General features: G+C 72.1%; 21 protein-coding genes. 12 read left to right on the top strand and 9 right to left on the bottom strand.

Annotated elements, in window-relative coordinates:
- Positions 1 to 279: 279 nt before the first annotated feature.
- From AQI70_RS14545 to AQI70_RS14530, 4 genes are all read right to left on the bottom strand, one after another.
- A complete protein-coding gene (locus AQI70_RS14545; RefSeq protein ID WP_062148856.1) occupies positions 280 to 750 on the bottom strand; it encodes a DUF6099 family protein in 471 nt (156 codons plus the stop codon).
- A 221-nt stretch (positions 751 to 971) separates the two neighbouring features.
- Entirely contained in the window at positions 972 to 1,316 is a 345-nt protein-coding gene (locus AQI70_RS14540) for a nucleotide pyrophosphohydrolase (protein ID WP_062148853.1), read from the bottom strand.
- Positions 1,313 to 2,497, bottom strand: coding sequence for an AAA family ATPase (locus AQI70_RS14535; RefSeq protein WP_208607363.1), 1,185 nt, complete (start codon positions 2,495 to 2,497; stop codon positions 1,313 to 1,315). Before AQI70_RS14535 ends, AQI70_RS14540 begins: the two co-directional genes overlap by 4 nt.
- Positions 2,498 to 2,588: 91 nt before the next feature.
- Positions 2,589 to 2,978: a cell division protein SepF gene (locus AQI70_RS14530; RefSeq protein ID WP_003997118.1), complete on the bottom strand. Its 390-nt coding sequence runs from the start codon at positions 2,976 to 2,978 to the stop codon at positions 2,589 to 2,591.
- A gap of 243 nt (positions 2,979 to 3,221) precedes the next feature.
- Between AQI70_RS14530 and AQI70_RS14525 the strand changes: the two genes are divergently transcribed.
- A complete protein-coding gene (locus AQI70_RS14525; protein WP_062148848.1) occupies positions 3,222 to 7,235 on the top strand; it encodes a bifunctional nitrate reductase/sulfite reductase flavoprotein subunit alpha in 4,014 nt (1,337 codons plus the stop codon).
- Positions 7,236 to 7,377: 142 nt separating this feature from the next.
- A complete protein-coding gene (locus AQI70_RS14520; protein WP_107116987.1) occupies positions 7,378 to 9,081 on the top strand; it encodes a hypothetical protein in 1,704 nt (567 codons plus the stop codon).
- Here the strand turns inward: AQI70_RS14520 and AQI70_RS14515 are convergent.
- Entirely contained in the window at positions 9,059 to 9,577 is a 519-nt protein-coding gene (locus tag AQI70_RS14515; protein WP_062148845.1) for a YceI family protein, read from the bottom strand. The genes AQI70_RS14520 and AQI70_RS14515 overlap by 23 nt on opposite strands.
- 114 nt (positions 9,578 to 9,691) lie before the next feature.
- On the opposite strand from AQI70_RS14515, the gene AQI70_RS14510 reads away from it, so the two are divergent.
- Positions 9,692 to 10,174, top strand: coding sequence for a MarR family winged helix-turn-helix transcriptional regulator (locus AQI70_RS14510; RefSeq protein ID WP_062148842.1), 483 nt, complete (start codon positions 9,692 to 9,694; stop codon positions 10,172 to 10,174).
- 58 nt (positions 10,175 to 10,232) lie between these two features.
- Positions 10,233 to 13,370, top strand: coding sequence for an FAD-binding and (Fe-S)-binding domain-containing protein (locus AQI70_RS14505; protein ID WP_062148838.1), 3,138 nt, complete (start codon positions 10,233 to 10,235; stop codon positions 13,368 to 13,370).
- Positions 13,371 to 13,449: 79 nt separating this feature from the next.
- Here the strand turns inward: AQI70_RS14505 and AQI70_RS14500 are convergent, their stop codons facing one another.
- Complete coding sequence (locus AQI70_RS14500) at positions 13,450 to 14,220, bottom strand: carbonic anhydrase (protein ID WP_062148834.1); 771 nt, start codon at positions 14,218 to 14,220, stop codon at positions 13,450 to 13,452.
- 236 nt (positions 14,221 to 14,456) lie between these two features.
- Here AQI70_RS14500 and AQI70_RS14495 point away from each other — a divergent pair, with 236 nt between their 5' ends.
- The 4 genes from AQI70_RS14495 (at position 14,457) to AQI70_RS14480 (ending at position 17,199) form a co-directional block, all read left to right on the top strand.
- A complete protein-coding gene (locus AQI70_RS14495) occupies positions 14,457 to 14,999 on the top strand; it encodes a DUF6174 domain-containing protein (protein WP_062148832.1) in 543 nt (180 codons plus the stop codon).
- A gap of 93 nt (positions 15,000 to 15,092) precedes the next feature.
- Positions 15,093 to 15,998, top strand: coding sequence for an arsenite methyltransferase (gene arsM / locus AQI70_RS14490; protein ID WP_062148829.1), 906 nt, complete (start codon positions 15,093 to 15,095; stop codon positions 15,996 to 15,998).
- A gap of 104 nt (positions 15,999 to 16,102) precedes the next feature.
- Positions 16,103 to 16,438, top strand: coding sequence for an ArsR/SmtB family transcription factor (locus tag AQI70_RS14485; protein ID WP_062148826.1), 336 nt, complete (start codon positions 16,103 to 16,105; stop codon positions 16,436 to 16,438).
- Positions 16,438 to 17,199, top strand: coding sequence for a cation efflux transmembrane domain-containing protein (locus AQI70_RS14480; protein WP_062150027.1), 762 nt, complete (start codon positions 16,438 to 16,440; stop codon positions 17,197 to 17,199). The genes AQI70_RS14485 and AQI70_RS14480 overlap by 1 nt, the downstream gene beginning before the upstream one ends.
- A gap of 13 nt (positions 17,200 to 17,212) precedes the next feature.
- Here AQI70_RS14480 and AQI70_RS14475 read toward each other — a convergent pair whose 3' ends face one another.
- Complete coding sequence (locus AQI70_RS14475; RefSeq protein WP_062148823.1) at positions 17,213 to 17,779, bottom strand: DM13 domain-containing protein; 567 nt, start codon at positions 17,777 to 17,779, stop codon at positions 17,213 to 17,215.
- A gap of 180 nt (positions 17,780 to 17,959) precedes the next feature.
- Between AQI70_RS14475 and AQI70_RS14470 the strand changes: the two genes are divergently transcribed.
- From AQI70_RS14470 to meaB, 3 genes are read left to right on the top strand one after another with little or no spacing between them, the layout of a single operon-like run.
- A complete protein-coding gene (locus AQI70_RS14470) occupies positions 17,960 to 19,768 on the top strand; it encodes a methylmalonyl-CoA mutase family protein (protein WP_062148820.1) in 1,809 nt (602 codons plus the stop codon).
- Positions 19,768 to 21,942, top strand: a complete 2,175-nt coding sequence (scpA, locus tag AQI70_RS14465; RefSeq protein WP_003997129.1) for a methylmalonyl-CoA mutase — start codon at positions 19,768 to 19,770, stop codon at positions 21,940 to 21,942. Before AQI70_RS14470 ends, scpA begins: the two co-directional genes overlap by 1 nt.
- A 5-nt stretch (positions 21,943 to 21,947) precedes the next feature.
- A complete protein-coding gene (gene meaB, locus AQI70_RS14460) occupies positions 21,948 to 22,955 on the top strand; it encodes a methylmalonyl Co-A mutase-associated GTPase MeaB (RefSeq protein WP_062148817.1) in 1,008 nt (335 codons plus the stop codon).
- A gap of 35 nt (positions 22,956 to 22,990) precedes the next feature.
- Here meaB and AQI70_RS14455 read toward each other — a convergent pair whose 3' ends face one another.
- Both AQI70_RS14455 and AQI70_RS14450 read right to left on the bottom strand, forming a co-directional pair.
- Positions 22,991 to 23,185, bottom strand: a complete 195-nt coding sequence (locus tag AQI70_RS14455) for a hypothetical protein (protein WP_062148802.1) — start codon at positions 23,183 to 23,185, stop codon at positions 22,991 to 22,993.
- 14 nt (positions 23,186 to 23,199) lie between these two features.
- Positions 23,200 to 24,441 carry an ROK family transcriptional regulator gene (locus AQI70_RS14450; RefSeq protein WP_062148799.1) on the bottom strand — a complete coding sequence of 414 codons (1,242 nt, stop codon included), beginning with the start codon at positions 24,439 to 24,441 and terminating at the stop codon, positions 23,200 to 23,202.
- Positions 24,442 to 24,606: 165 nt separating this feature from the next.
- On the opposite strand from AQI70_RS14450, the gene AQI70_RS14445 reads away from it, so the two are divergent.
- Positions 24,607 to 25,923: an ABC transporter substrate-binding protein gene (locus tag AQI70_RS14445; RefSeq protein ID WP_062148796.1), complete on the top strand. Its 1,317-nt coding sequence runs from the start codon at positions 24,607 to 24,609 to the stop codon at positions 25,921 to 25,923.
- Positions 25,924 to 25,926 lie beyond the last annotated feature (3 nt).

The raw sequence follows: 25,926 nt of genomic DNA, 5'->3' as shown, positions 1-25,926 counted from the left end.
CGTCCTCAAACTCGGGACCGGCTACCGGCAGCGAAAAGGCGCGGCGATGGCGCGTACCCCCGCGGCGCCGCAGTCGCCCACGGCGGGAAGGGGACGTGTCGGGGGGTGTCCGCCCGCAGTGGCCGGCGTCAACACGCGGCACCTCCTGGCCCGCCCCAGCCGCCGGTCCGAGGACGGACACCCCCGGCGCGGCCCCGACCCACAACCGCACCGCAGGCGCTACGCGAACCCCCACCCAACCGCCACAGGCCGCCGCAGGCATTCGCACGCGCACCCCCACTACCCCGCCTCCCTCTCCGGCAGCACCTGCTCCCGATCCGCCAGTCTTCGCAGCATCTCCAGCACCCGGTCCCGGGACTCGTCCGCCGCGTCGATCGCTTCCATGCACTGCCAGTACGTCCCCTCGTCATCCGAGGCACTGGCCATACCGACAAGGGCGATCCCGACCTCCCCCAGCAGACTCCCCAGACTCATCAGCGCCTGCCGGGCATCACCCAGCTCCGTGAGCTGAGCCGCACGCAAGTCCCCATCCGCCAGCTCCGGCGTGTCCAGCACCCCGCAGCCACGCCCCGCCAACTCCGTCAACCCCAGCGCCTCGCCCCGCAGTTCAGGTGGACCGAACACCGCGAGCCGGCTGCCGATCGCCTGAGCCAGGGCCTGCGCCTGCCACACCTCGGTCATGATCTCGGGCACCCGCCTGCTCCCGGCCAGCGCCCGCCTGCTCGTCCCGATGAGCCGCACCGCGTCCATCCGCTGTCCCCGTCTGTCCCGACGCGCTGCCCACGCGTCCACCAGAACCCGAACTCCCTTATCCACTACCCAGAGTGAAGGCCCCTGAGACGAAAAGCCAGAGGAAGACGGAAATCTGCGGACAACTTTTCGGCTACAACCCTCCGAACGAACACAGAGAGTGAAAGCGGACCTCGCGCCTCCCCCTCCCGACGCCCCTCCCACGCCCTCCCGTACGCCCCCTACGGCGCCGGAAACCTCCGCTCGTTCCGGTCGATCTTCGCGTCCAGCGCCGCCAACGGATCGATCCCGAGCACCTCGCACAGTTGCAACAGATACGCCAGCACATCGGCGACCTCATCGGTCACCCGCCCCGCGGTCTCGGCGTCGTCCATGACCCGCGCGGACTCCTCCGGCGTCAACCACTGGAAGATCTCGACCAGTTCGGACGCCTCCACGCTCAGCGCCGCGACGAGGTTCTTCGGCGTGTGATACGGCTGCCAGTCGCGCGCGGCGGCGAACTCGGCCAGCCTTCGCTGCAGCGCCGCCAGATCGAGCGGTCGGGACTCTCCAGGCTCTCCAGTCACGGACTCAGGTCTACCACCGTCACCCCGTCCACCCCCTCGACCCACGACGCGTCGCTCACCGCCCCGACCACCCGGATATGCCCCCGCCCGCACATCCGGGCCGCCAGCCGCACCAACTCCCCCCGCTGCCCCGGATCCAGCCCCCGGTCGAACCCGTCGGCCAGCACAGTCAGCGTCTGCATGGCCGCGGGCACCTCACCGGCCGGATCGACCTCCAGCACCCCGGGCCCGGTCAGCAGCACCAGGCAGAGCGCGAGATACCGCAGCTCACCGTCGCCCAGCCGCCCGAGCTCCGTACGGAACCCGTCCCCCCGCTCGACCACGCCCCGCACCACCCCGCCGGGCAGCGCCTCCGCCAGCACGTCCGCCACCGCCCCCGCACACCCCGCCCGCACCGCCGCGACGAACTGCTGATGCCGCCGCCCGCACTCCGCCCGCGTACGCCACAGCACATCGGCGAGGTTGTCGCAGCCACCGAGCAGCCGCCCGGAACCGGTCGGCACAGGCGCCCGCATCCGCCCGGGCCGCGGATCGCAGGCGAAGACCGACCGCAGCGCCACCACCATCTGCTCCGCGGCGGCGAGCACCCGCCGCTGTCCGGCCGTCCTGCCCGCCACCCGCAGCGGCAGCAGAGCGGTGCCCAGCCGGTCGTCGGGCAGCGGCCCGCGGGTCACCGGGGACTGACCGGCCGTGTGCCAGGCGGCCTGCACCCAGGGCCGGCTCGGATCCCGCAGGGCCGTCTCCAGCAGAACGACACCGCCCGCGCTCAGCCGCTCCCCCACGATGCGCAGTTCGGGCTCGGCCTGCACGGCGACGTCGAGCCGGACCGGGCCCTCGGGTCCGTCCGCCGTGCAGCCGATCCGGAAGCCACGCCGGCGCTGGGCATCGGGCCGCGCACGCTCGGGTACACACGCGCCCGGATCGGGGAACACCGCACCGACCGCGTCCCCACCGCCGAGCCGGGCCAGGGCCTCGTACGCCCGCAGCGCGCTCGTCTTCCCGCACCCGCTGGGCCCGGCGAGAAGCGTGAGCGTGCCGAGGGGAAACCCGGCACGCCGGTGCCCCGCGAAGGCCGACAACCGCAGTTCGGTGACGCGTGGCCGGTCGGGGTGTGTCCCGACGCCCCCGGAAGGTGCGACAGACGGGACGGAAGCGGCAGCAGAGGAAGACGGCACGGCCATGTCCGGACCGTAGGGCCCCGGTCGTCAGACGAACCGTTCCACCCCGAGGCTCTTCCTACGATCGAGCGACCGACCCGTCCGCCGGGCCCGCTCAGGTGCCGGGAACCCCGGCCCCCTCCATCAAGCCGCTCACCTCGGTCCCGGGCGGCGTGAGCAGAAACACGTTCCGGTCGACCCGATGCATCCCGCTCGCCAGCCCGAAGACGACGCCCGTACTGAAGTCGAGGACCCGTTTGGCGACCTCGGTCTCCGCCCCGGTCAGGTCCAGCAGCACCGGAATGCCCGCCATCAGCGTCTCGGCGACCTCACGGGCGTCCGCGAACACATTGACCCGCAGGACGACGAACCGGCGCCGCGGCTCCGTCTCCGCCTCCGGGGCGACACGATGGTCGACCGCGGACGGCCAGGCGTCACGGCCGCGCAACGGCACGACCTGGGCGAGCCCTTCCCACTGTTCATCGGTGACGTCGTGGCTGTTCACCGGCTCCCCCCCGACCTGACTCGCCTTCAATGCCTGCACCAGCCAATTCTTACGCCATGTCACCCGTTCGGCCCAACAGCGACACGATGCGCGACCGCACCGCGCCGTCCCGCACCCCTCACATCGCGCCACGGGCGGCTGTGTGGCCGACGTAACTCCTCATGATCAAGGGATGTGACATCGACGTAACGGGCAATTCGTACGCTCCAGACATCACCTCGTACCGCCGGAGAAGGGCAGCACGTGACCTCGACCACCTCCACGACTCAGGTCCGGACGGTCTGCACGTACTGCGGGGTGGGCTGCGGAATCCTGCTGGACGTCGGGATGGGACCCGACGGGCGGCGTACGGTGCTGAAGGCGTCCGGGGACAAGGCGCACCCGGCGAACGCGGGCCGGCTGTGCACGAAGGGCGCGACCACGGCCGAGATGCTCGCCGCGCCCGGCCGGCTGACCACCGCGCTGGTCAGGGACGACCCGGGCGAGGAGCCGATACCCTCCCCGACGGCCGACGCGATCGCCGAGACGGCCCGCCGGCTGCGCGCGATCATCGACGAGCACGGGCCGGACGCCGTCGCCTTCTATGTCTCGGGGCAGATGAGCCTGGAGGCCCAGTACCTGGCGAACAAGCTGGCCAAGGGCTTCGTCCGTACCAACCAGATCGAGTCGAACTCCCGGCTGTGCATGGCCAGCGCGGGCATGGGCTACAAGCTGTCCCTCGGCGCGGACGGGCCGCCCGGGTCGTACGAGGACTTCGACAAGGCGGACGTCTTCCTGGTCATCGGCTCGAACATGGCCGACTGCCACCCCATCCTCTTCCTGCGCATGATGGAACGGGTCAAGGCGGGCGCGAAACTCATCGTGGTCGACCCGCGACGCACCGCCACCGCCGCCAAGGCCGACCTCTACCTGCAGCTCAAGCCGGGCACCGACCTCGCCCTCCTCAACGGCCTCCTGCACCTGCTCGTCGAGAACGGCCACACCGACCCCGGCTTCATCGCCGCCCACACCGAGGGCTGGGAGGCGATGGCGGAGTTTCTCGGCGACTACACGCCGGACGCCGTCGCGGAGATCACCGGGATCGCCGAGGAGGACCTGCGCACGGCCGCCCGGCTGATCGGCGAGGCGGGCGAGTGGATGAGCTGCTGGACGATGGGGCTCAACCAGTCCACGCACGGCACCTGGAACACGAACGCCCTGGTCAACCTGCATCTGGCCACGGGAGCCATCTGCCGTCCCGGCAGCGGGCCCTTCTCCCTCACCGGGCAGCCCAACGCGATGGGCGGGCGTGAGATGGGGTACATGGGGCCGGGGCTGCCGGGGCAGCGGTCCGTCGCCGTGGACGCCGAGCGGGCCTTCGTCGAGGAGCTGTGGGAGCTGCCGCCGGGCACCCTGCGCGCCGACGGCGTCGGCAAGGGCACGATCGAGATGTTCCAGAAGATGGCCGACGGCGAGATCAAGGCCTGCTGGATCATCTGCACCAACCCCGTCGCCTCGGTCGCCAACCGCCGTACGGTCATCGAGGGCCTGGAAGCCGCGGAGTTCGTCGTCGCCCAGGACGTCTTCGCCGAGACCGAGACCAACGCGTACGCCGATGTGGTCCTGCCCGGCGCGATGTGGACCGAGGGCGAGGGCGTCTTCGTCAACAGCGAGCGCAATCTCACCCTGACCCAGCCGGTGGCCGACCCGCCGGGCGAGGCGATGGCCGACTGGCGAATCATCGCGGCCGTCGCCTGTGCCATGGGGTACGAGAAGGGGTTCTCGTACGAGAGTGCCGAGGAGGTCTTCGAGGAGATACGGCGGGCCTGGAACCCGGTGACGGGGTGGGATCTGCGCGGGGTGACGTACGAGCGGCTGCGGGCCACGCCCGTGCAGTGGCCGGCCGCCGACGCGGAGGGGCCGGAGCGCAATCCGATCCGGTACGTCGACCCGGACGGCGGGCTGCGGTTCCCGACCGCGAGCGGGCGAGCCGCCTTCCACGCCCGGCCGCACCTGCCGCCCGCCGAGCTGCCGGACGACGACTACCCCTTCGTGCTGAACACCGGGCGGGTGCAGCACCAGTGGCACACGCTGACGAAGACGGGGAAGGTCGCCAAGCTCAACAAGCTGAACCCGGGGCCGTTCGTGGAGGTGCATCCGCAGGACGCGGCTGAGCTGGGGATCGCCGACGGGGACCAGGTGGAGGTCGCCTCTCGTCGGGGGCGGGCGGTGCTGCCGGCGGTGGTGACCGAGCGGGTGCGGCCGGGGTGCTGTTTCGCGCCGTTCCACTGGAACGACCTGTTCGGGGAGTATCTGAGCGTCAACGCGGTGACCAGCGACGCGGTGGATCCGATCTCCTTCCAGCCCGAGTTCAAGGTGTGTGCCGTTTCCCTGGCGAAGGTGGCGGCTCCCGTGCCGGGCAGGCCGGTCGAGGCGCTGACGCCTACAGCGGTCACCCCCGGCACGGCCGACCCCTTCGGGCTGGAGCCCGCGCCGCCGCCCGTGCTGTCCGCACAGGAACGCCTCTACCTCACCGGGTTTCTCGCCGGGATCGACTCCGGCGCGCCGGGTGTCCCGGTGCTCCCGCCGGACGCGCCCTTCAGCCCCGAGCACGCGCTGTGGGTGAACGGCGTCCTGGCCGGCATGTACTCGCGCACGGCGGCCGGGCCGCGGACGCGGCCGGGCCGTGAGGTCGTCGTGCTGTGGGCCTCGCAGACCGGCAACGCCGAGGGGTTCGCCACCGCCACCGCCGAGCGGCTGGGCGCCGCCGGGCACCGGACCACCCTGGTCGGCATGGACGAGGCCGACGTCCGCGCCCTCGCCCGCACGGCCGACCTGCTCTTCATCACCAGCACGTTCGGCGACGGTGACGCGCCCGACAACGGGTCCGGCTTCTGGGACACCCTGTCCGACGCGGGCGCTCCACGGCTGGACGGCGTGCGGTACGCCGTGCTGGCCTTCGGCGACTCGTCGTACGACGACTTCTGCGGGCACGGGCGTCGGCTCGACGCCCGGCTGGACGAACTGGGCGCGGTGCGCCTGGCCCCCCGTACGGACTGCGAGCCGGACTACGAGCCGTCCGCCGGGGCGTGGCTCGACCAGGTCCTCACCGCGCTGGGCGGCGCGGACGCCCCCGCCGTCGAGCAGCCGAAGGCCGGGACCAAGCCCGCCCCCACCACGGCCCGCCTGGTCGGCAACCGGCTGCTCAGCCGGCCCGGCGCGGGCAAGGAGGTGCGGCGCTTCACCTTCGACACCAGCGGGACCCCGCTGACGTACGAGGCGGGCGACGCGCTCGGCGTCCGGCCGGTCAACTCGTCGGCGCTGGTGGCGGAGTGGCTGGCGGTGACCGGGGTCGACGGGGCAGCCGCCGTGCGGCTGGACGGTGTCGGCGAGGTCCCCTTCGCCGAGGCCCTGCACCGCCACCTCGACATCACGAGGATCACCCCCGACCTGCTCCGCTTCGTCGCCGAACGCGTCCGCGACGACCGGGAGCTGCGCAGGCTGCTGCGGCCCGACAACAAGGACGGGCTGGCGCAGTGGAGCTGGGGGCGGCAGGCCGTGGACGTCATCGCCGAGCACCCGGTGCGGGCGGGCGCCGAGGAGTGGGCCGGGGTGCTGAAGAAGCTCCAGCCTCGCCTGTACTCCATATCGTCCAGCCCGCTCACCGACCCGCACAGCGTCTCGCTGACCGTCTCCGTCGTGCGGTACGAGAACCTGCACGGCCGGCCGCGCGGCGGCGTCTGCTCGCCCTTCCTCGCCGACGCCGGGCCCGGCACCGAGGTGCCGGTCTTCGTGCAGCGCTCCCCGCACTTCCGGCCGCCCGCGGATCCCTCGACGCCGATGGTGATGGTCGGCCCGGGCACGGGGGTCGCGCCCTTCGTCGGCTTCCTCCAGGAGCGGCGCGCGCTCGGGCACAAGGCGCCCAACTGGCTGTTCTTCGGCGAGCAGCACCGGGCCACCGACTTCTACTACGAGGAGGAGCTGACCGCGCTGCTCGACGAGGGCACCCTCGCCCGCCTCGACACCGCCTTCTCCCGCGACCAGCGCAACAAGGTGTACGTCCAGGACCGGATGCGCGAGCACGGCCCGGAGCTGTGGCGCTGGCTCCAGGACGGCGCCCACTTCTACGTCTGCGGTGACGCCTCACGCATGGCCAAGGACGTGGACCAGGCGCTCAGGGACATCGCGGTCGCGCACGGCGGGCTGGAGGAGGCCGAGGCGGCGGCGTACGTGAAGCAGCTGGCGGCGGCGAAGCGTTACGTCCGGGACGTCTACTGACCGCCCCGGCGATCTTCTCACCTGCCTCACACCGGACTCTTCACCTCCGTCGGCACCGCGCTCACCAGCTCTGATTACGGTTCGGTGCGTGCAGTTGGCAGAACAGCGGCTGGTGACACCGGCCCCGCGGACACGGTCGTCGGTGGCCGCCCTCACGGAACCCCCGGCCCAGTGGCACCGCGTCCTCACCCTCCTCGCCGACATCAGCCTCTTCATCGGCACCCGTTCGGTCTGGACGCAGGCGGCCAGTCACCGGTTCGTCGTGGCGGCGGCCATCTCGGCGTGCTACGCCTCGATCCTGGTGTGCGGGGTGCTGGCGCTGGTGGTGCGGCGGGCGCGGTCGCTGGCGCGGCTGGATCTGTGCGTCCTGGTGACCGCCGTGGCGCTGACGCTCTGTGCCTGGGCGATGAACCACCAGGGCAGCGACGAGGCCGTCCTCACCACCCAGGCCGCCCATGAGCTGGTCGCCGGGCACCCCGTCTACGGGCAGCCCTGGCCCTGGCTCTTCGGCCACGGCGTCGCGCTCACCCCGACGGTGACGGGCGGCTACGACTTCACGTACGGCTATCCGCCCCTGGCCCCGCTGCTGACCGCGCCGCTGCTGTGGCTGGGGCACGGCGGTACGCCCGCGACGGCGGTGAGCACGGCCGCCCTCGTCGCCGGCACCGTCACGCTGTGGCGGATGCTGCCGACGCCGTGGCGGTCGGCGGCGACCATGGTGTGCCTCGGCTTCGGGTTCCTGCCGTCCTACGCCCGGCTCGGCTATCCGGCGATCGTGGCGCTGGCCCTGCTGGTGCCGGTGGTGGTGCGGTGGCCGCGGCTCGGGCGGGGCGGGCGCCTCTCAGGTGCCGGGCTGGCGCGGGCGGCGTGTCTGGGGGCGGCGTGCGCGGCGCAGCAACTGCCCTGGTTCGTGGCGCCGTTCCTGCTGGCGGGGATCTACGCCGTGCGGCGCGGCGAGCTGGGCGCGCGGGGGGCGGCGCTGGTGGTGGCGCGGTTCGCCGGGGCCGCCGGGGTGGTGTGGCTGCTGGTCAACACGTACTTCATCGTGAGCGAGCCGGGCACCTGGGTCCGGGGCATCGCGCTGCCGCTGACGCAGGGCGCGGTGATCCACGGGCAGGGCGTGGTCGGCATCTCCCTGTACTTCACCGACGGCAGCGACCGGCTCGACTGGTACTCCCACGCGAGCATGCTGCTGGCGGCGGGGCTGCTGGCGCTGTTCGTGCTGTTCGTACGGCGGCTGGGGCCCGCGGCGACCGTCCTGCCGTGGTGCGCGTTCTTTCTGGCGACCCGTTCCCAGGACGGCTACTACCTGATGATGACGCCGCTGTGGCTGGCGGCGGCGGTCACCGCGCCGGCGTCGGAGTTCGCGACGGCGTGGCAGCCGCGCCTGCGCGTCCTGGCCCGCCGCCCGGCGCGGATCGCGGTGGCCGCGCTCCTGCTGGTCCCGGCCCTGGCGAGCGCGGCCTGGGCGGCGAGCGGGACGCCGCCGCTGGACATGCGGGTGACGTCGGTGCGGGCGCTCCCCCCTGCCCGGGCGGAGTCGAGCACTTGGTGGGCGGCGCCGCCCACCGCGCTGACCCGCCTGGACGTCGAGGTCACCAACACCGGCGCCGCCGCTGTCGTACCGCACTTCACGCTCACCACGGGCCAGGGCATGAACCCGTACTGGACGGTCGTACGGGGTCCGGCCGAGCTGCCCGCCCATGCGTCGGCGCGCTATGAACTCCGGCCGCCCAAGGGGAGGTTCGTCCTTCCCCGGCCGGGTGTACGGATCCGGCTGCGGGCCTTCACGGCCGTACCGCAGACCCTGTCGAGTGCCGACGTCAGACGGCCGCGGTCCGGGTGAAGCGAAGCGTGGTGGAGACGGTGGTGAGGCCGCGCATCATGCCGAGCTGGTTCCAGTCCATGCCGAACTGTTCGCGGTCCACGGTGAACTCGGCGTCCAGGGTGAGCGACCGGGCGTCGGCGCCGACGAGGCGTGCGGTGAAGGTCTTGGGGCGGCTGATGCCGCGCACGGTGAGCTGACCGACGACCTGCACGTCGTCGCCGTCGCGGAGCTCGGCGCTGCGGACCGCGAAGGTGATCTCGGGGTGGTTGGCGGCGTCGAAGAAGTCGGCGTCGCGCAGGTGCTTGTCCCGCTTGGCGTTGCCGGTGTCGAGGGAGGCGACGTCCAGGGTGATCGTGCCGACGGCGGAGCCGTCGGGCCGTACCTCGCCGTTGCCGGTGACGGCGGCGAAGACGCCCTTCACGGTGACCAGGCCCCAGAACGTCCGGTGCCGGACGGCGGCGGTGGAGGCGGCGGGGTCGAGCTGCCAGGTTCCGGTTTCGACGGCGACGGTCATGGTCTCTCTCCTGATCATCGGGACCGGGGGGTCCGCATGGGATAGTCCAAATTTGGATGACGGCCGCCACGCTAGCTGATACTCCAAATTTGAACAACAGCTACACTCGAATTCATGGCCGACCTCTCCGACTGCCCCTCCGCCTCCGGCGACGGACTCCTGCCCGTCGAGCTGCACGCCTGGATGCTGATGCTGGCCGCGACGGGAGCCGTCGAGCAGGAGCTGCGCACCGTCGTCAAGGAACGGCTGGACGTCTCCCACGACGAGTTCCTGATCCTGTGCCTGCTCGCGGCGGACCCCGGGGAGGCCCTGCGCATGACGCGGATCGCCGAGCTCCTGGGCCGCCCCAAGACCCGCCTCACCTACCAGATCGCCTGCCTCCAGCACGCCGGTCTGGTCACCCGCAAGTCGGTCCGCGACGACAGGCGCGGCGTCGAGGTCGCCCTCACCGAGAAGGCACGCGGCCTGCTCAAGGAGGCCTCCGGGGTCCTCGCGGAGACGGTCAAGGAGGCGCTGGCCCGGTTCATGGGTCCCGCTCAGCGCCAGGCGATGTGCGCGCTGATGCCCGACTTCGCCGGGGAGGCGGCGCCGGAGTAGTCGCCGGTGCGGTTGCGGGTACCCGGGCGGGGCCCGCACCGACACCGAGGAGGGGTTCATGGGCATCTCGGACCTGCCCGCTCCCGTCGTCCGCCGCGCAACCGCACCGCCACCCGACCCGGCCGCCCTGGAGGCCGCGTTGCGCGAACGCGTCGACGGGGAGGTCCGCTTCGACGCCGGGAGCCGGGCCGCGTACTCCACCGACGCCTCGAACTTCCGTCATACGCCGATAGGCGTGGTGGTACCGCGCACCCCCGAGGCGGCCGCGGAGGCGGTGGCCGTCGCCCGGGAGCACGACGCGCCTGTGCTCTCCCGGGGCGGCGGGACCAGTCTGGCCGGGCAGTGCACCAACACGGCGGTCGTCATCGACTGGTCGAAGTACTGCACCGTCCTGGAGTCGGTCGACGTCGAGGCCCGTACCTGCGTCGTCCAGCCGGGGATCGTCCTCGACGAGCTCAACCGCCAACTCGCCCCGACCGGGCTACGCTTCGGCCCCGAACCCGCCACCCACGCCAACTGCACGATCGGCGGCATGATCGGCAACAACTCGTGCGGCGCCACCGCGCAGGCCCACGGCAAGGTCGTCGACAACGTCGCCCGCCTGGAGGTGCTCCTCTACGACGGCACCCGCTTCTGGTGCGGGGAGACCAGCGACGAGGAGTACGCCGAGATCGAGCGGCACGGCGATCTGCGGGCGGCCGTCTACCGTCAGTTGCGCGCCCTGCGCGACACCTACGCCGACGCCGTCCGCCGCCGCTTTCCGCGGATCCCCCGCCGGGTCTCCGGCTACAACCTGGACTCGCTCCTCCCCGAGCACGGCTTCGACGTCGCCGGGCTGCTGGTCGGCAGCGAGTCGACCCTGGTCACGGTCCTGCGGGCGGAGCTGGAGCTGGTGCCGGTGGTGAAGGAACGCTCGCTGGTGGTGCTGGGGTTCCCGGACATCATGCGCGCCGCGGACGCCGTACCGGCGATCCTGCCGTACGAGCCGATGGCGCTGGAGGGCGTCGACCGCCACCTGGTCCACGACGAGCGGCTCAAGCACCTCACCGAGGAGGCCCTCACCCAACTGCCCGAAGGGAACGCCTTCCTGATGGCGCAGTTCGGCGGCGAGAGCGTCGAGGAGGCCGACGAGCGGGCGCACCGGATGCTGGACGGGCTGCACGAGTCCGAGCACGACGCCGAGGTCGCCTTCCTGGACGACCCCGCGCACGAGGAGCAGCTCTGGCAGGTCCGCGAGGCCGGTCTCGGCGCCACCGCGCACATCCCCGGCCACCCCGACACCTGGGAGGGCTGGGAGGACTCGGCGGTGCCGCCGGAGCGGCTCGGCGAGTATCTGCGGCGGCTGCGCGGCCTGTTCGAGGAGTTCGGGTACCAGAGCGACACCGGGCCCAGCCTCTACGGCCACTTCGGACAGGGGTGCGTGCACACCCGGATCCCCTTCGATCTGTACAGCGCCGAGGGGGTGGCCGACTACCGGCGGTTCATGGAGCGGGCGGCCGATCTCGTGGTCGAGTTCGGCGGCTCCTTCTCCGGTGAGCACGGGGACGGGCAGAGCCGGGGCGAGCTGCTGCCGCGGATGTTCGGGCAGGAGCTGGTGGCGGCCTTCGGCCGGCTCAAGGAGATCTTCGACCCGGCCGACCGGATGAACCCCGGGAAGGTGGTGGCGCCGTACAAGCTGGACGAGAACCTGCGCATCGGCGGCGACTGGGCCCCGTCCGACCCGCGCGACCTGCACTTCCGCTTCCCGCACGACGGCGGGTCCTTCGCCGAGGCCGCCAACCGGTGTGTGGGCGTGGGCAAGTGCCGTCGGCTCGACACCGAGGGCGGCTCGGTGATGTGCCCGTCCTACCAGGTCACCCAGGAGGAGGAGCACTCCACTCGGGGCCGGTCCCGGCTGCTGTTCGAGATGCTCGACGGGCACGGCGACAGCGCGATCCGCGACGGCTGGCGCTCGCGGGCGGTCAAGGACGCGCTGGACTTGTGCCTGGCCTGCAAGGGCTGCAAGAGCGACTGCCCGGCCGACGTCGACATGGCCACGTACAAGGCGGAGTTCCTGTCCCACCACTACGCGGGGCGGCCCTGGCTCAGGCCCCGCTCCGATCTGTCGATGGGCTGGCTGCCGGTCCTCGCCCAGGCGGTGGGGCGCGGCCGGCTCGCTCCGGTGGTCAACGCGCTCACCCACACGCCGCCGCTGTCCCGGGCGGCGGTCGCGGTGGCGGGGGTCGAGGACCGGGAAGTGCCGCTGTTCGCCCGGGAGTCGCTGCAGCGGTGGTTCGCCCGCCGCGCGCCGCACGGCTCCTCCGGTTCCGGGGAGCGCGGGACGGTGCTGCTGTGGCCGGACACGTTCACCGCCTTCTTCCACCCGCGCATCGGGCAGGCGGCGGTGGAGCTGCTGGAGCACGCGGGCTGGCGCGTGACCATGCCCAGCGAGCCGCTGTGCTGCGGGCTGACCTGGATCTCCACCGGGCAACTGGGCATCGCCGAACGCGTCCTGAGCCGGACCGTCCGCCACCTGGCCGGTCATCTCCGGAAGGGTGGGCTGGTGGTCGGCCTGGAGCCGAGCTGTACGGCCGTGTTCCGGTCGGACGCGGGCGAGCTGTTCCCCGGCGACCGGGACGTGCGCAGGCTGGCGGAACAGACGGTGACCCTGGCCGAGTTGCTCACCGGGCACAGCCCGGGCTACGAGCCCCCGCGGGTACCCGACCGCACGGCCCGCGCGCTGGCCCAGGTGCACTGCCACCAGCACGCCGTACTGGGCTGGGACGCCGACGAGGAGCTGCTGCGCCGCGCCGGGGTCGACGTCGAGCAGCTGACGTCCGGATGCTGCGGACTCGCGGGCAACTTCGGCTTCGAGCGCGGCCACTTGGACGTCAGCCGGGCCTGCGCGGAACGCGTCCTGCTGCCCCGGCTGCGGGCGGAGGACGCGGGCACGGTGGTCCTCGCGGACGGCTTCAGCTGCCGTACGCAGATCCACGAGCTCGACAGCGGCGGCCACGAGGCCGTCCACGTGTCGGAACTGCTGGCGTCGGCGCTGCCCGGCTCCGAGGTGACGGGGAGCGCGTATGGGGTTGCTCCGGGCGTCGGGCCGGCTCCCCCGGGACGCCGGGCGCGGGCTCTGGCGCTCGCTTCGGCGGGGGCGGCGGTGGGCGGCCTGTCCGCCGGAATGGTGCGTCTGGTGCGGGGGATGCGGGGCTGAGCGAAGACCGCGGCGGTGGACGGGAGCCGGCTGCGGGCAGCCTCCCGCTCCCGTCCTCCACCCCGGGAAGGGCGCCGCGTCAGGCGGCGGAAGGCCTGCCGTCGAGGACCTCCACGCGGCCGGTGTCGAGCGAGTAGTAGGCGCTGACGACGGCCAGCTCACGCTTCTTCACCAGCGGAGCGAGACTGGCGTTGGACCGCAGGGCCGCGGACGTCAGCTTGGTGTGGACCCGGATCATGGCGTCGACCGGGTCGGCGTGCTTCTCCTTGGAGATCGCCTCGTACGCCGGGCGCAGGGCCTCGACGATCGACTGCAGGTTGCCCCCCAGCGGCTTGCCCTCCTTCAGCGCCTTGTACGACGCCTTGACCGCACCGCAACTCTGGTGGCCGAGCACGACGATCAGCGGGCTCCCCGCGGTCAGCGGCCCGTACTCGACGGAACCGGTGACCACCGGCGCGACCACCTGCCCGCCGGTGCGTATCACGAACAGGTCGCCGATCCCGGTGTCGAAGACGAGCTCCGGCGGCACCCGGGAGTCGATGCAGGAGACCATGACGCCGTACGGCTTCTGCTCCGCGGCGACGGACTTGCGCCGGTCGACATTCTGGTTGGGGCGCTGAAGCGTTTCGGCGACCCAACGCTCGTTGCCCTCCAAGAGCCGGTCGAAGACCGCCCGAGGGGTCTGCGGGGGTACGTCCGCGGACGTCGAGGGAGTCGCCGCCACCACGGCCGCCGCCTTGGGCGCCGCCGTGTTCTCCGTCTTCGTCGAACAGCCGGTCATCACGGCCGCGGTGGCCACCAGCCCTCCGGTGAGAATGGCTCTGCGCTGCGGGAGCGAGACACTGCCCATGGCACTCATCCCTTCTGATGTCTTCCCTGGTGAGGCGGGTGATGCCACTGTTGCGAAAGGGCAGTTAACGTCCGTACAGCGCTGATCAAGGGCAGAAGAAGCGCGCGTCCAAATCACGGAGAGTCGCGCGCCGGTTCCTCCGGGCAGGGCAGGGCGGATCGGCTCGGGAAGGCCGGCCGAACGTTCTTCGGGCGACCGGCGTCATAGCGGTGACCGTCGTCGAAGGGACTGCCGCCATGACCGCCGCGCCACTCAGCGCCCGCGCCGTGTCCACCGTCGCACTGATCGGAGGGCTGCTCTGCGCGATCGCGGGCTGCGGGACCGGGACTTCGGCCTCCTCGGCGTCCGCCGAGGGAACCGGCGCGAAGAGCGCGCCGGCACAGAGCCGGGCCGCGTGGCAGGAGCCCGCCGCGTACACCTACACGCTCCGGTCGAGCGAAGGAGAGCGGGCCCTGATCGGCGCCTTCCGGATAACGGTCCGCGACGGCGCGGTGGCCGAGGCGGTGGGCCTCGACGACAGCGGCCGCCGCGTGGTCGAGGGCTTCGCCGACGCGGTGCCCACCATCGGGGAGCTCCTCGACGAGCTGGCGCAGGCACGGCGGGACGGCGCGGACACGGCCGAGGCGCAGTACGCGGCCGACGGGCATCCGGTGCGGATCTCCCTGGACTGGGAGGAGAGCGCGATCGACGACGAAGCCGTCTACGTCATCAGCGCCTATGAGCCGGCCGACGGCCAGGTCGCCCGCCCCTCACCCTGTTTCGACACTCCTCTATGTTGACGTTTTTCAATCCAAGGCGCACTCTTGCATCAACGAACTTCGATACAGGCCGTTCCGGGGGGTGCGAGCCCCTCGTCACCCAGGAGTGAAGCCATGAACGAGCAGTCCAGCGACCTACGCGAATCCGTCCGCCGGCGCTATGCGGCGGCAGCCGTGAAGGTCACCGAGGGCGGCACCGCCTGTTGCGGGCCCGAGCCGGTCGAGGTCGACGAGAGCTTCGGCTCCACCCTGTACGCCGCGGACGAGCGCGACACCCTGCCCGCCGAGGCCGTCGCCGCCTCCCTCGGCTGCGGCAACCCCATCGCCGTGGCGGAACTGCGCGAGGGCGAGCGCGTGCTCGACCTCGGCTCCGGCGGCGGCATCGACGTCCTGCTCTCGGCCCGTCGCGTCGGGCCGTCGGGCAAGGCGTACGGACTGGACATGACCGACGAGATGCTCGCCCTGGCCCTGGCCAACGCGGCGAAGGCGGGCGCGACGAACGTGGAGTTCCTCAAGGGCACCATCGAGGCGATCCCGCTGCCCGCCCGCACGATCGACGTGGTCATCTCCAACTGCGTCATCAACCTGTCCGTCGACAAGCCCGCCGTCTTCGCCGAGACCTTCCGCGTCCTGAAGCCCGGCGGCCGGATCGGCGTCTCCGACGTCGTGGCCGACGACAGCCTCACGGCCGAACAACGGGCCGAGCGCGGCGACTACGTCGGCTGCATCGCCGGGGCGCTGTCCTTCGCGGAGTACCGGGCCGGCCTGGAGGCCGCGGGCTTCCAGGAGGTCGAGATCACCCCGACCCACCCGGTCGCCGACGGCATGCACTCCGCGATCGTCCGCGCCGTCAAGCCGGTCGCGGCCGACGCCCCTCACGGCCAAGCCTCCGAGCAGGCGGAGTCGGCCGGCGTGTGCTGCGGCGTCAGCGCCTGCTGCACCCCGGCGGAGACCTCCGCCGACCCGGCCCGCACGGTCACGCAGGCGAAGGCCGCGTCGGGGTGCGGCTGCGTCGACTGACGCGCGAGACACCACGCAGGACCAGGGCGCGATCGGCTCCCCGGCGACCCTCCGCGCGACCATTCAGGATTTCCTGAATCCAGGAATCCGTGTACCGTCGTGGTGTGCTGACCCTCGCCTCCGACATCGACGCCCTGGCCCGCTTCGGGCGCGCGCTCGCCGACCCGATCCGCTGCCGCATCCTGCTCGCCCTGCGCGAGGCCCCCGCCCACCCGGCCGACCTGGCCGAGAAGCTGGGCATCTCCCGCACCCGGCTGTCGAACCATCTCGCCTGCCTGCGCGACTGCGGCATCGTCGTCGCCGTCCCCGAGGGCCGGCGCGTGCGCTACGAGCTGGCCGACGCCCGCCTGGGCCACGCCCTGGACGACCTGCGCGGTGCGGTCCTCGCGGTCGAGGCCGACCGCACCTGCGCCGAGGACGACGAGGAGGGGTGCTGCTGATGAGCGCCACGCTGTCCCTGGGCCCGTCCCCGCAGCGCCGCGCTCAACTGGCCCGCCGAATACGGCTGCTGGTCGCCGCCACCATCATCTACAACGTGATCGAGGCGATCGTGGCGATCACCGCGGGCACGCTCGCCTCCTCCACCGCCCTGATCGGCTTCGGCCTCGACTCGGTCATCGAGGTCTCCTCGGCCGCGGCCGTCGCGTGGCAGTTCTCGGCCGCCGACCACGCCCTGCGCGAGGCGCGGGAGAGGACCGCACTGCGGATCATCGCGGTGTCGTTCTTCGCGCTCGCCGCCTACGTCACCGTGGACTCGGTCCGCGCCCTGACCGGCACCGGCGAGGCCCGGCACTCCACGCCCGGGATCGTGCTGGCCGCGCTGTCCCTGCTGGTGATGCCGTTCCTGTCGGCGGCGCAGCGTCGGGCCGGGCGCGCACTGGGCTCCGCCTCGGCGGTCGCGGACTCCAAACAGACGCTGCTGTGCACCTATCTGTCCGCCGTCGTCCTGGCCGGACTGGCCGCCAACTCACTGGTCGGCTGGGCCTGGGCCGACCCGATCGCCGCCCTGGTGATCGCCGCGGTCGCGGTCAAGGAGGGACGGGAGGCCTGGCGGGGTGACAGCTGCTGCGCGGTGCCGTTCGACGCCGGCGCGCGGGCCGAACGGGCCGACGGGGACCAGCGGGCCGAGCGGGACGGGTGCGGCTGTGGTGCGGGGTGCGGGTGCCGCGGTGCGCAGAGCAGTCCCGGCTGCCGGAACTGACCCTTCGGGCGGATCAGCCACGGGCGAGCTCCGCGGCGCCGAAGGAGACGTCGAAGCGGTCGCACCAGATGCTGACGCTGCTGAACCCGGCCGGGTCGACACCTTCGGGCACGGCGTAGTTCTGGCTGCCTTTGTTGCCCTTGAGCTTGCCGAGGCTGACGTACTTCCCGTCGTCGAAGACGTTCCAGCCGGCGCGCCCCTTCTTCACCGGGGCGTCGGTCAGCCACACGCGCAGGTCGGGGCCGTTGCTGGTGTCGAGTTGCTCCAGGCGCACCACATGGGAGCCGTCGGCCAGCCGTACCAGCCGCACCGTGCCGGACGTCGCGTGCTCGTGGCTGATCAGCTCGCCGCTCGCCAGCGTCACCGGTCCGACGGGGGCCGGCGCGGCGGACGCACCGGACGGCGCGCCGGCAGGTGCCGTCGAGGCGGCCACGGGCCCGGGCAGCGCCTCCTGGACCGTCTCGTCCTGCCACAGTTTCCACGGCTGGAACCAGTACAGCCCGAAGCCGGCCCCGGCGACCGCCACCACCACAACGCCGGCCAGCCACGGCCTGACCCGCGCGCGTCGTTCCCGCCCCATACCGCCCACCTCCTGGGAGTCCTGTCTCTCCCTCCCATTCAACGGGCGCGGCGGCCGTCCGGGGCTGCCTGGCGGATGACGAAATCCTTACGTCCGCGATCCACGTCACAAGTCCGGGGAGAACAAGGTCACAACCGCACCCTCTGCTGCTGCTCAGGCCACCTGTCCTAGCATCCGGGTATGACGGTCCTGCCTGACGACGGGCTTTCGCTGGCCGCCGAGTTCCCTGACGCGCCCCATGAGCAGTGGCAACGCCTGGTGGAGGGCGTACTACGCAAAGCGGGCAAGGACGTCTCGGGTGCGGCCGCCGAGGATGCCCTGTCCACCGCGCTGGAGGACGGGCTGCGCACCCGCCCTCTGTACACCGCGCACGACACCGCGCCCGACGCCGGCCTCCCCGGTTTCGCCCCCTTCGTCCGGAGCGGCCGCCCCGAGGGGAACACGGTCGGCGGCTGGGACGTACGGCAGCGGCACTCGACCGTCGACGGCCCCGCGGTCCTCGCCGACCTGGAGAACGGCGTCACCTCGCTCTGGCTGGCCGTCGGCGACGACACCATCCCGGTGCCGTCGCTGGAGCGGGTGCTCGACGGCGTCTACCTCGACCTGGCGCCGGTCATCCTGGAGGCCGGCGCTGCCACCGAGCCCGCCGCGCGCGAGCTGCTGCGGCTGTACGCGGCGCGGGGCGTGGCGAAGGATGCGGCCCGCGGCAACCTCGGCGCGGACCCGCTCGGACTTGAGGCCCGTACCGGACGGCCCTTCGGCTTCGCCCCGGCGGCGGAGCTCGCCCGGCGGTGCGCCGAGGAGTACCCGGGGCTGCGCGCGCTGACCGTGGACGCGCTGCCGTACCACGAGGCCGGCGGTTCCGCCGCGCAGGAACTGGGCGCGTCCCTGGCGACCGGTGTCGCCTATCTGCGCGAGCTGACCGAGGCCGGGCTGTCGGTCGAACAGGCCTGTGCCCAGCTGGAGTTCCGCTACGCGGCCACCGCCGACCAGTTCCTGACGGTCGCCAAACTGCGCGCCGCCCGCAGGCTGTGGGCCCGGGTCGCCGAGGTGTGCGGGGCACCGGGCGCGGGTGCGCAGGTGCAGCACGTGGTGACCTCGCCGGTGATGATGACCCGCCGCGACCCGTGGGTGAACATGCTCCGCACCACGATCGCGACCCTGGCCGCCGGAGTGGGCGGCGCCGACGCGGTCACCGTGCTGCCCTTCGACCACGCCCTCGGCCTGCCGGACGCCTTCGCCCGGCGCATCGCCCGCAACACCTCGACGATCCTCATCGAGGAGTCGCACCTGGCCCGGGTGATCGACCCGGCGGGAGGCTCCTGGTACGTCGAGCGGCTGACCGACGAACTCGCCGGGGCCGCCTGGGAGTTCTTCCGGTCGATCGAGCGGGACGGCGGCCAGGCGGCCGTCCTGCGCTCCGGCCGGCTGCGTACGGACCTGGCGACGACCTGGGCGGAGCGCAGCAAGCGGCTCACCAGGCGCCGCGAACCCATCACCGGGGTCAGCGAGTTCCCGCTGCTCTCCGAGAAGCCGGTGGAGCGCCGGCCCGCACCCGAGCCGCCGTCCGGCGGTCTGCCGCGGGTACGCCGCGACGAGGCGTACGAGGAGCTGCGCGCCCGCTCCGACGCCCACCTGGCGGCGACCGGATCCCGGCCCCGGATCTTCCTGGCCACCCTCGGCTCGCCCGCCGAGTACACCGCGCGCTCGGCCTTCGCCGCCAACCTGTTCCAGGCGGGCGGCATCGAGCCGGTCACCGAGGGCCGCTTCGAGGACAGCGGCGCCACCGAGGCCGTGCTGTGCTCCAGCGACGCGCTCTACGCCGAACAGGCCGAGCAGGCCGCCGAGTCGCTGCGCGCGTCCGGTGCCCGGCAGGTGTTCCTGGCGGGCCGCCCGGCCGAGTACGCGGGCATCGACTCGTACGTCTTCGCGGGCTGCGACGCCATCGCCGTGCTGTCCGCGACTCTCGACCGCATGGGAGTGTCCTGATGGGAATCCCCGACTTCTCCGGCATCGAGCTGGGGACCCCCGTCGCCGACGGCGGTGCCGAGGAATGGCGTACGGCCGTCAAGCGGGCCACCGGGGGCGAGGAGCCGGTGTGGGAGACCCCGGAGGGCATCGGGGTCAAGCCGCTGTACACGGGGCGGGACCTGGAGGGCCTGGACTTCCTGGGCACCTACCCGGGCATCGCGCCGTATCTGCGCGGCCCGTACCCCACGATGTACGTCAACCAGCCCTGGACGATCCGCCAGTACGCGGGCTTCTCCACCGCCGAGGAGTCCAACGCCTTCTACCGGCGCAATCTGGCGGCCGGCCAGAAGGGCCTGTCCGTCGCCTTCGACCTGCCCACGCACCGCGGCTACGACAGCGACCACCCGCGGGTGACCGGTGACGTCGGCATGGCGGGCGTGGCGATCGACTCCATCTACGACATGCGTCAGCTGTTCGACGGCATTCCGCTGGACAGGATGACGGTGTCGATGACGATGAACGGCGCCGTGCTGCCGGTGCTCGCGCTGTACATCGTCGCCGCCGAGGAACAGGGCGTACCGCCCGAGAAGCTGGCCGGGACCATTCAGAACGACATCCTCAAGGAGTTCATGGTCCGCAACACCTACATCTACCCGCCGAAGCCGTCGATGCGGATCATCTCCGACATCTTCGCCTTCACCTCGCAGCGGATGCCGCGCTACAACTCCATCTCCATCTCCGGCTACCACATCCAGGAGGCGGGCGCGACGGCCGATCTGGAGCTGGCGTACACGCTGGCGGACGGTGTGGAGTACATCCGTGCGGGGCGGGAAGCGGGCCTGGACGTGGACGCGTTCGCGCCCCGGCTCTCCTTCTTCTGGGCGATCGGCATGAACTTCTTCATGGAGATCGCCAAGCTGCGGGCGGCGCGGCTGCTGTGGGCGAAGCTGGTGAAGCAGTTCGACCCGAAGAACACCAAGTCCCTGTCCCTGCGTACCCATTCCCAGACCTCCGGCTGGTCGCTGACCGCACAGGACGTGTTCAACAACGTCACGCGTACCTGCGTCGAGGCGATGGCGGCCACCCAGGGCCACACCCAGTCGCTGCACACCAACGCCCTGGACGAGGCCCTCGCGCTGCCCACCGACTTCTCCGCGCGCATCGCCCGCAACACCCAGCTGCTGATCCAGCAGGAGTCCGGCACCACCCGGGTCATCGACCCATGGGGCGGCAGCGCGTACGTCGAGAAGCTGACGTACGACCTCGCCCGCCGCGCCTGGCAGCACATCCAGGAGGTCGAGCAGGCGGGCGGCATGGCGCAGGCCATCGACGCCGGCATTCCCAAGCTGCGGGTGGAGGAGGCCGCCGCCCGCACCCAGGCCCGGATCGACTCCGGCCGTCAGCCGGTCATCGGCGTCAACAAGTACCGGGTGGACAGCGACGAGCAGATCGAGGTCCTCAAGGTCGACAACTCCTCCGTGCGCGCCCAGCAGATCGAGAAGCTGCGGCGGCTGCGCGCGGAGCGGGACGAGACCGCCTGCCGGGACGCGCTCGACGCGCTGACCCGGGCCGCCGCGGGTGAGGGCAACCTGCTGGAGCTGGCCGTGCACGCGGCCCGCGCCAAGGCGACCGTCGGGGAGATCTCCGACGCCCTGGAGAAGGTGTACGGCCGGCACGCGAGCCAGATCCGTACGATCTCCGGCGTGTACCGCAACGAAGCAGGCCAGTCCCCGTCCGTGGACCGCACCCGTGCGCTCGTGGACGCGTTCGCCGAGGCGGAGGGCCGCCGCCCGCGCATCCTGGTCGCCAAGATGGGCCAGGACGGCCACGACCGCGGCCAGAAGGTCATCGCCACCGCCTTCGCCGACCTCGGCTTCGACGTCGACGTCGGCCCGCTGTTCCAGACCCCGGCCGAGGTGGCCCGCCAGGCCGTCGAGGCGGACGTGCACATCATCGGGGTGTCCTCGCTGGCCGCCGGTCACCTCACCCTCGTACCGGCGCTGAAGGAGCAACTCGCCGAGGAGGGCCGCGAGGACATCATGATCGTGGTCGGCGGCGTGATCCCGCCGCAGGACGTGCCGACCCTGCTGGAGATGGGGGCGGCAGCCGTCTTCCCGCCCGGGACGGTGATCCCGGACGCGGCGTACGACCTGGTGCAGCGGCTGTCGGCCGACCTCGGCCACGACCTCTGAGCCCCATGGCAGCGATCGATCTCGACACGTATGTGAAAGGTGTTCTCGACGGCAGGCGGGCCCTGGTGGCCCGCGCCATCACCCTCGTCGAGTCCACCCGCCCGCAACACCGGGCGCTGGCACAGCGGTTGCTGACCGAACTGCTCCCGCACAGCGGCCGGGCCCGGCGGATCGGCGTCAGCGGTGTGCCCGGCGTGGGCAAGTCGACCTTCATCGACGCGTTCGGCACCATGCTGACCTCGCTCGGGCACCGGGTCGCCGTGCTCGCCGTCGACCCGTCCTCCACCCGGACGGGCGGGTCGATCCTGGGCGACAAGACACGCATGGAACGTCTGTCCGTGGACCCGGCGGCCTTCGTACGCCCCTCCCCCAGCGCCGGCACGCTGGGCGGGGTCGCCAAGGCCACCAGGGAATCCATGGTCGTGATGGAGGCGGCGGGCTATGACGTGATCCTGGTGGAGACGGTGGGCGTCGGCCAGTCGGAGACCACGGTCGCGAACATGGTCGACTCCTTCCTGCTCCTCACCCTGGCCCGCACCGGTGATCAGCTCCAGGGCATCAAGAAGGGCGTCCTGGAGCTGGCCGACGTGATCGCCGTCAACAAGGCGGACGGCCCGCACGAACGCGACGCCCGGGCGGCGGCAAGGGAGTTGTCGGGCGCCCTGCGGCTCATGCGCGGCAAGGACGCGTTCTGGACTCCGCCGGTGCTCAGCTGCAGCGCCCGGGAGTCGGCCGGCCTGGACACCGTCTGGGAACGCCTCGAACAGCATCGGACCCTGCTCGACTCCACCGGCCGGCTCACCGCCAAAAGGCGTGCGCAGCAGGTCGACTGGACCTGGAGCATGGTCCACGACGAACTCCTCGACCGCCTGCGCCGCGACCCCGCCGTACGCTCCCTCGCACCCACCCTGGAACAGCAGGTCAAGGACGGCGAACTGACGGCCACGCTGGCGGCCGACCGCATCCTGGAGGTTTTCGGCGGGATGGAGGGTTCCGGCCACCGGGCGGGGTGAACCGCTTCGCAGCGCCCTGGACCGTCTCCCCTCCGTCAGACCCGAAGTGCTCCCGGCCGGTGTGACCGGGTGAGCTGTTCGACCCGGTCGTGGATGCGCTCCACGTGGTGCTCGGATTCCGGCTTCATCAGGACGCTGCGGAGGATGCGCGCGCCGTCGGCGTCCGCGGTGATCTTCGGGTGGCGTGCGGTGAAGGCCTCGCGGTCGGCCCTGAAGGTGCTCAGGAACACCAAAACGACAGGGCCTAACCCCGGCTGCGCGCCCCGCGCACCCCGCCCCGTGCGAAGAAGTCGGCGAGTGGCAGGCTTGCCGCGCCGACCGTGACCGCGTCCGGGCCGAGTTCGCCGAGGGCGATGGAGACGCGTTCGGCCGGGTGCCGCAGGGCGTATGCGGCGGCGTGGTGGCGTACGGCGGGCAGGAAGCGGGTGCCGAGCTGGAGTCCTGCCCAGCCGCCGATGAGGATGCGCTCGGGCTGGAAGAGGTTGATCAGGTCGGACAGGCCGGCGCCCACGTACTCTGCGGCCTCCTCCAGGACGGCGGCTGCCACCGGGTCGGCGTCGGCGCCCTCGGCCGGGTGGGCGGCGGCGAGCAGCGCGGCCAGCGCGGTCTCCTCGTCGGCACCCTCCGGCGGGCGTCCGCCCTCCTCGCGCCAGCGGTCGAGGAGCGCCCCCGCGCCCGCGTACGCCTCAAGGCAGCCCAGGGCGCCGCAGCGGCAGCGGCGCCCCCCGACCCGTACGGTCACATGCCCCCATTCCAGGGGGCGGCCGTACTCGGCCTCCTCGGTGACGAGGCAGGCGCCGATGCCCGAGCCGAAGAGGACCACGATCGCGTTGCGGGAGCCCCGGCCGGCCCCGAACCACAGCTCTGCCTGACCGAGGGTGCGGGCGCCGTTGTCGATGAAGTACGGGACGGACTCGGGGAGTTCACACGTCGAGCGGAGCAGGGATTCGAGCGGGACGGCGTCCCAGCCGATCGTCTGGCCGTGGACCACGGCGCCCTGCGCGGGGGTGCGGTCCACGATGCCGGGGACGCCGATACCGACGCCCAGGAGCCGCTCGGGGGCGATGTCCGTCTCGGCGAGGACCTCGGCGATGCCGTCGCGGATGTGGCCGACGACGACCTCGACGTCGTAGCCGTGATGCTCCAGGGGGCGTTCGGTGCGGGCGAGTTCGGTGAGGGTGAGGTCGAAGAGTTCGACGCGTACGCGGGTCTCGCCGACGTCGACGCCGATCATGTGGCCGCCGGCCGGGGTGACGCGCAGCAGCGTGCGGGGGCGCCCGCCGTCGGACTCGACGGTGCCGGCCTCCTCGACGAGGCCGTCCTCGACCAGTTCCGCGACCACGTTGCTGATGGAGCCGCCGCTCAGACCGGTGGCCGGGGCCAGCTCGAAGCGGCTCATCGGGCCGTCGAAATACAGGCGTTGCAGTACGGCGGTGCGATTGCCCCGTCGCAGGTCACGCACTGTCCGCCCGCTCCGCACCGCCATGTGGCTCCCTTCCGGCTCCGCCCCGACCTGCAAGATACCGCTGCCCCCTCCCTTGACGCGACTTTCTTTCGCGGCTTAAATCACGCCCTAAATTAACTCGCGGAGTGTGGTTCGGGACGCGAACACACTCACTCGTGGGTCTCCCCCGGAAGGGACGCCAGAGCCATGCGCAGAACCCGAGCCGCGACCGCCGGTGCCGTCACCGTTTCCCTGCTGACCGCCCTGACCGCCTGCGGCGGCGGCTCGTCGACGAGCGGCGGGTCCAACGACGCGCCGAGGACCCTCACCTACTGGGCCTCCAACCAGGGCGCCAGTATCGAGGCCGACAAGAAGGTCCTCCGGCCCGAGCTCGACAAGTTCGAGAAGCAGACCGGGATCAAGGTGGAGCTGGAGGTCATCCCCTGGTCGGACCTGCTGAACCGGATCCTCACCGCGGCCACCTCCGGCCAGGGCCCCGACGTCCTCAACATCGGCAACACCTGGAGCGCCTCCCTGCAGGCCACCGGCGCGCTGCTGCCCTGGGACGCGAAGAACTTCGACGCGATCGGCGGCAGGGACCGCTTCGTCGACTCCGCGCTCGGCTCGACCGGCGCCGAGGGCCAGGACCCGGCGGCGGTCCCGCTGTACTCGATGTCCTACGCGCTCTACTACAACAGGGAGATCTTCGCCGACGCCGGCATCACCAGGCCCCCGGCCACCTGGGACGAGCTGATCGCCGACGGCAGGAAGATCCAGGCGAAGGGCGGGTCCGCGCTGGGTGCCGAGGGGGCGAACCCGTCGGAGAACATCCACCACGTCTTCGTCTTCGCCAAGCAGCACGGCGCCGACTTCTTCACCGCCGACGGCAAGCCGGACTTCACCGGCGACGGCGTGGTCGCCGCGGTGAAGCAGTACGTCGACCTGATGGCCAAGGACAAGATCATCGCGCCGGGCAACGCCGAGTACGCCCAGAACCAGTCGGTGAGCGACTTCGCCAAGGGCAGGACCGCGATGCTGCTGTGGCAGAACGCGGCCGCCAACCTCAGGTCCCAGGGCATGAGCGAGGACAAGTTCGGCGTCGCGCCGGTCCCCGTGCAGTCCGGCACGCCGGGCGCCGGCACCCAGGTCAACTCGATGGTCGCCGGCATCAATCTGGCCGTGTTCAAGAACACCGACAACCTCGACGGCGCCAGGAAGTTCGTGAAGTTCATGACCAGCGACGCCGAGCAGAAGATCCTCAACACGGCCTACAGTTCGATCCCGCCGGTCAAGGCCGCCCAGGCGGACGCCGCCTTCACCACCGGGGCCAACGCGGTCCTCAAGGACACCCTCGCCAAGAGCGCCGCCGCGATGCCGCAGGTCGCCGACGAGTCACAGTTCGAGACAGCGGTCGGTACGGCGGTCAAGGAACTGTTCGCCGACGCCGCCGCCGGACGCGCGGTCACCACGGACTCGGTGAAGGCGGCGCTGTCGAAGGCCCAGCAGCAGATGCCGGCGAAGTGAGCA

The sequence above is a fragment of the Streptomyces curacoi genome (assembly GCF_001513975.1).
Lineage (GTDB): Bacteria > Actinomycetota > Actinomycetes > Streptomycetales > Streptomycetaceae > Streptomyces > Streptomyces curacoi.
This window is presented reverse-complemented; position numbering and strand designations above follow the sequence as displayed.

What these genes read in the sequence shown, in the direction of transcription:
- AQI70_RS14545 (WP_062148856.1), bottom strand. Translation starts at nt 750, where the DNA reads ATGGACGCGGTGCGGCTCATCGGGACGAGCAGGCGGGCGCTGGCCGGG.
- AQI70_RS14535 (WP_208607363.1), bottom strand. Translation starts at nt 2,497, where the DNA reads ATGGCCGTGCCGTCTTCCTCTGCTGCCGCTTCCGTCCCGTCTGTCGCA.
- AQI70_RS14515 (WP_062148845.1), bottom strand. Translation starts at nt 9,577, where the DNA reads ATGACCGTCGCCGTCGAAACCGGAACCTGGCAGCTCGACCCCGCCGCC.
- AQI70_RS14510 (WP_062148842.1), top strand. Translation starts at nt 9,692, where the DNA reads ATGGCCGACCTCTCCGACTGCCCCTCCGCCTCCGGCGACGGACTCCTG.
- AQI70_RS14505 (WP_062148838.1), top strand. Translation starts at nt 10,233, where the DNA reads ATGGGCATCTCGGACCTGCCCGCTCCCGTCGTCCGCCGCGCAACCGCA.
- AQI70_RS14500 (WP_062148834.1), bottom strand. Translation starts at nt 14,220, where the DNA reads ATGGGCAGTGTCTCGCTCCCGCAGCGCAGAGCCATTCTCACCGGAGGG.
- AQI70_RS14495 (WP_062148832.1), top strand. Translation starts at nt 14,457, where the DNA reads ATGACCGCCGCGCCACTCAGCGCCCGCGCCGTGTCCACCGTCGCACTG.
- arsM (WP_062148829.1), top strand. Translation starts at nt 15,093, where the DNA reads ATGAACGAGCAGTCCAGCGACCTACGCGAATCCGTCCGCCGGCGCTAT.
- AQI70_RS14480 (WP_062150027.1), top strand. Translation starts at nt 16,438, where the DNA reads ATGAGCGCCACGCTGTCCCTGGGCCCGTCCCCGCAGCGCCGCGCTCAA.
- AQI70_RS14475 (WP_062148823.1), bottom strand. Translation starts at nt 17,779, where the DNA reads ATGGGGCGGGAACGACGCGCGCGGGTCAGGCCGTGGCTGGCCGGCGTT.
- AQI70_RS14470 (WP_062148820.1), top strand. Translation starts at nt 17,960, where the DNA reads ATGACGGTCCTGCCTGACGACGGGCTTTCGCTGGCCGCCGAGTTCCCT.
- scpA (WP_003997129.1), top strand. Translation starts at nt 19,768, where the DNA reads ATGGGAATCCCCGACTTCTCCGGCATCGAGCTGGGGACCCCCGTCGCC.
- meaB (WP_062148817.1), top strand. Translation starts at nt 21,948, where the DNA reads ATGGCAGCGATCGATCTCGACACGTATGTGAAAGGTGTTCTCGACGGC.
- AQI70_RS14450 (WP_062148799.1), bottom strand. Translation starts at nt 24,441, where the DNA reads ATGGCGGTGCGGAGCGGGCGGACAGTGCGTGACCTGCGACGGGGCAAT.
- AQI70_RS14445 (WP_062148796.1), top strand. Translation starts at nt 24,607, where the DNA reads ATGCGCAGAACCCGAGCCGCGACCGCCGGTGCCGTCACCGTTTCCCTG.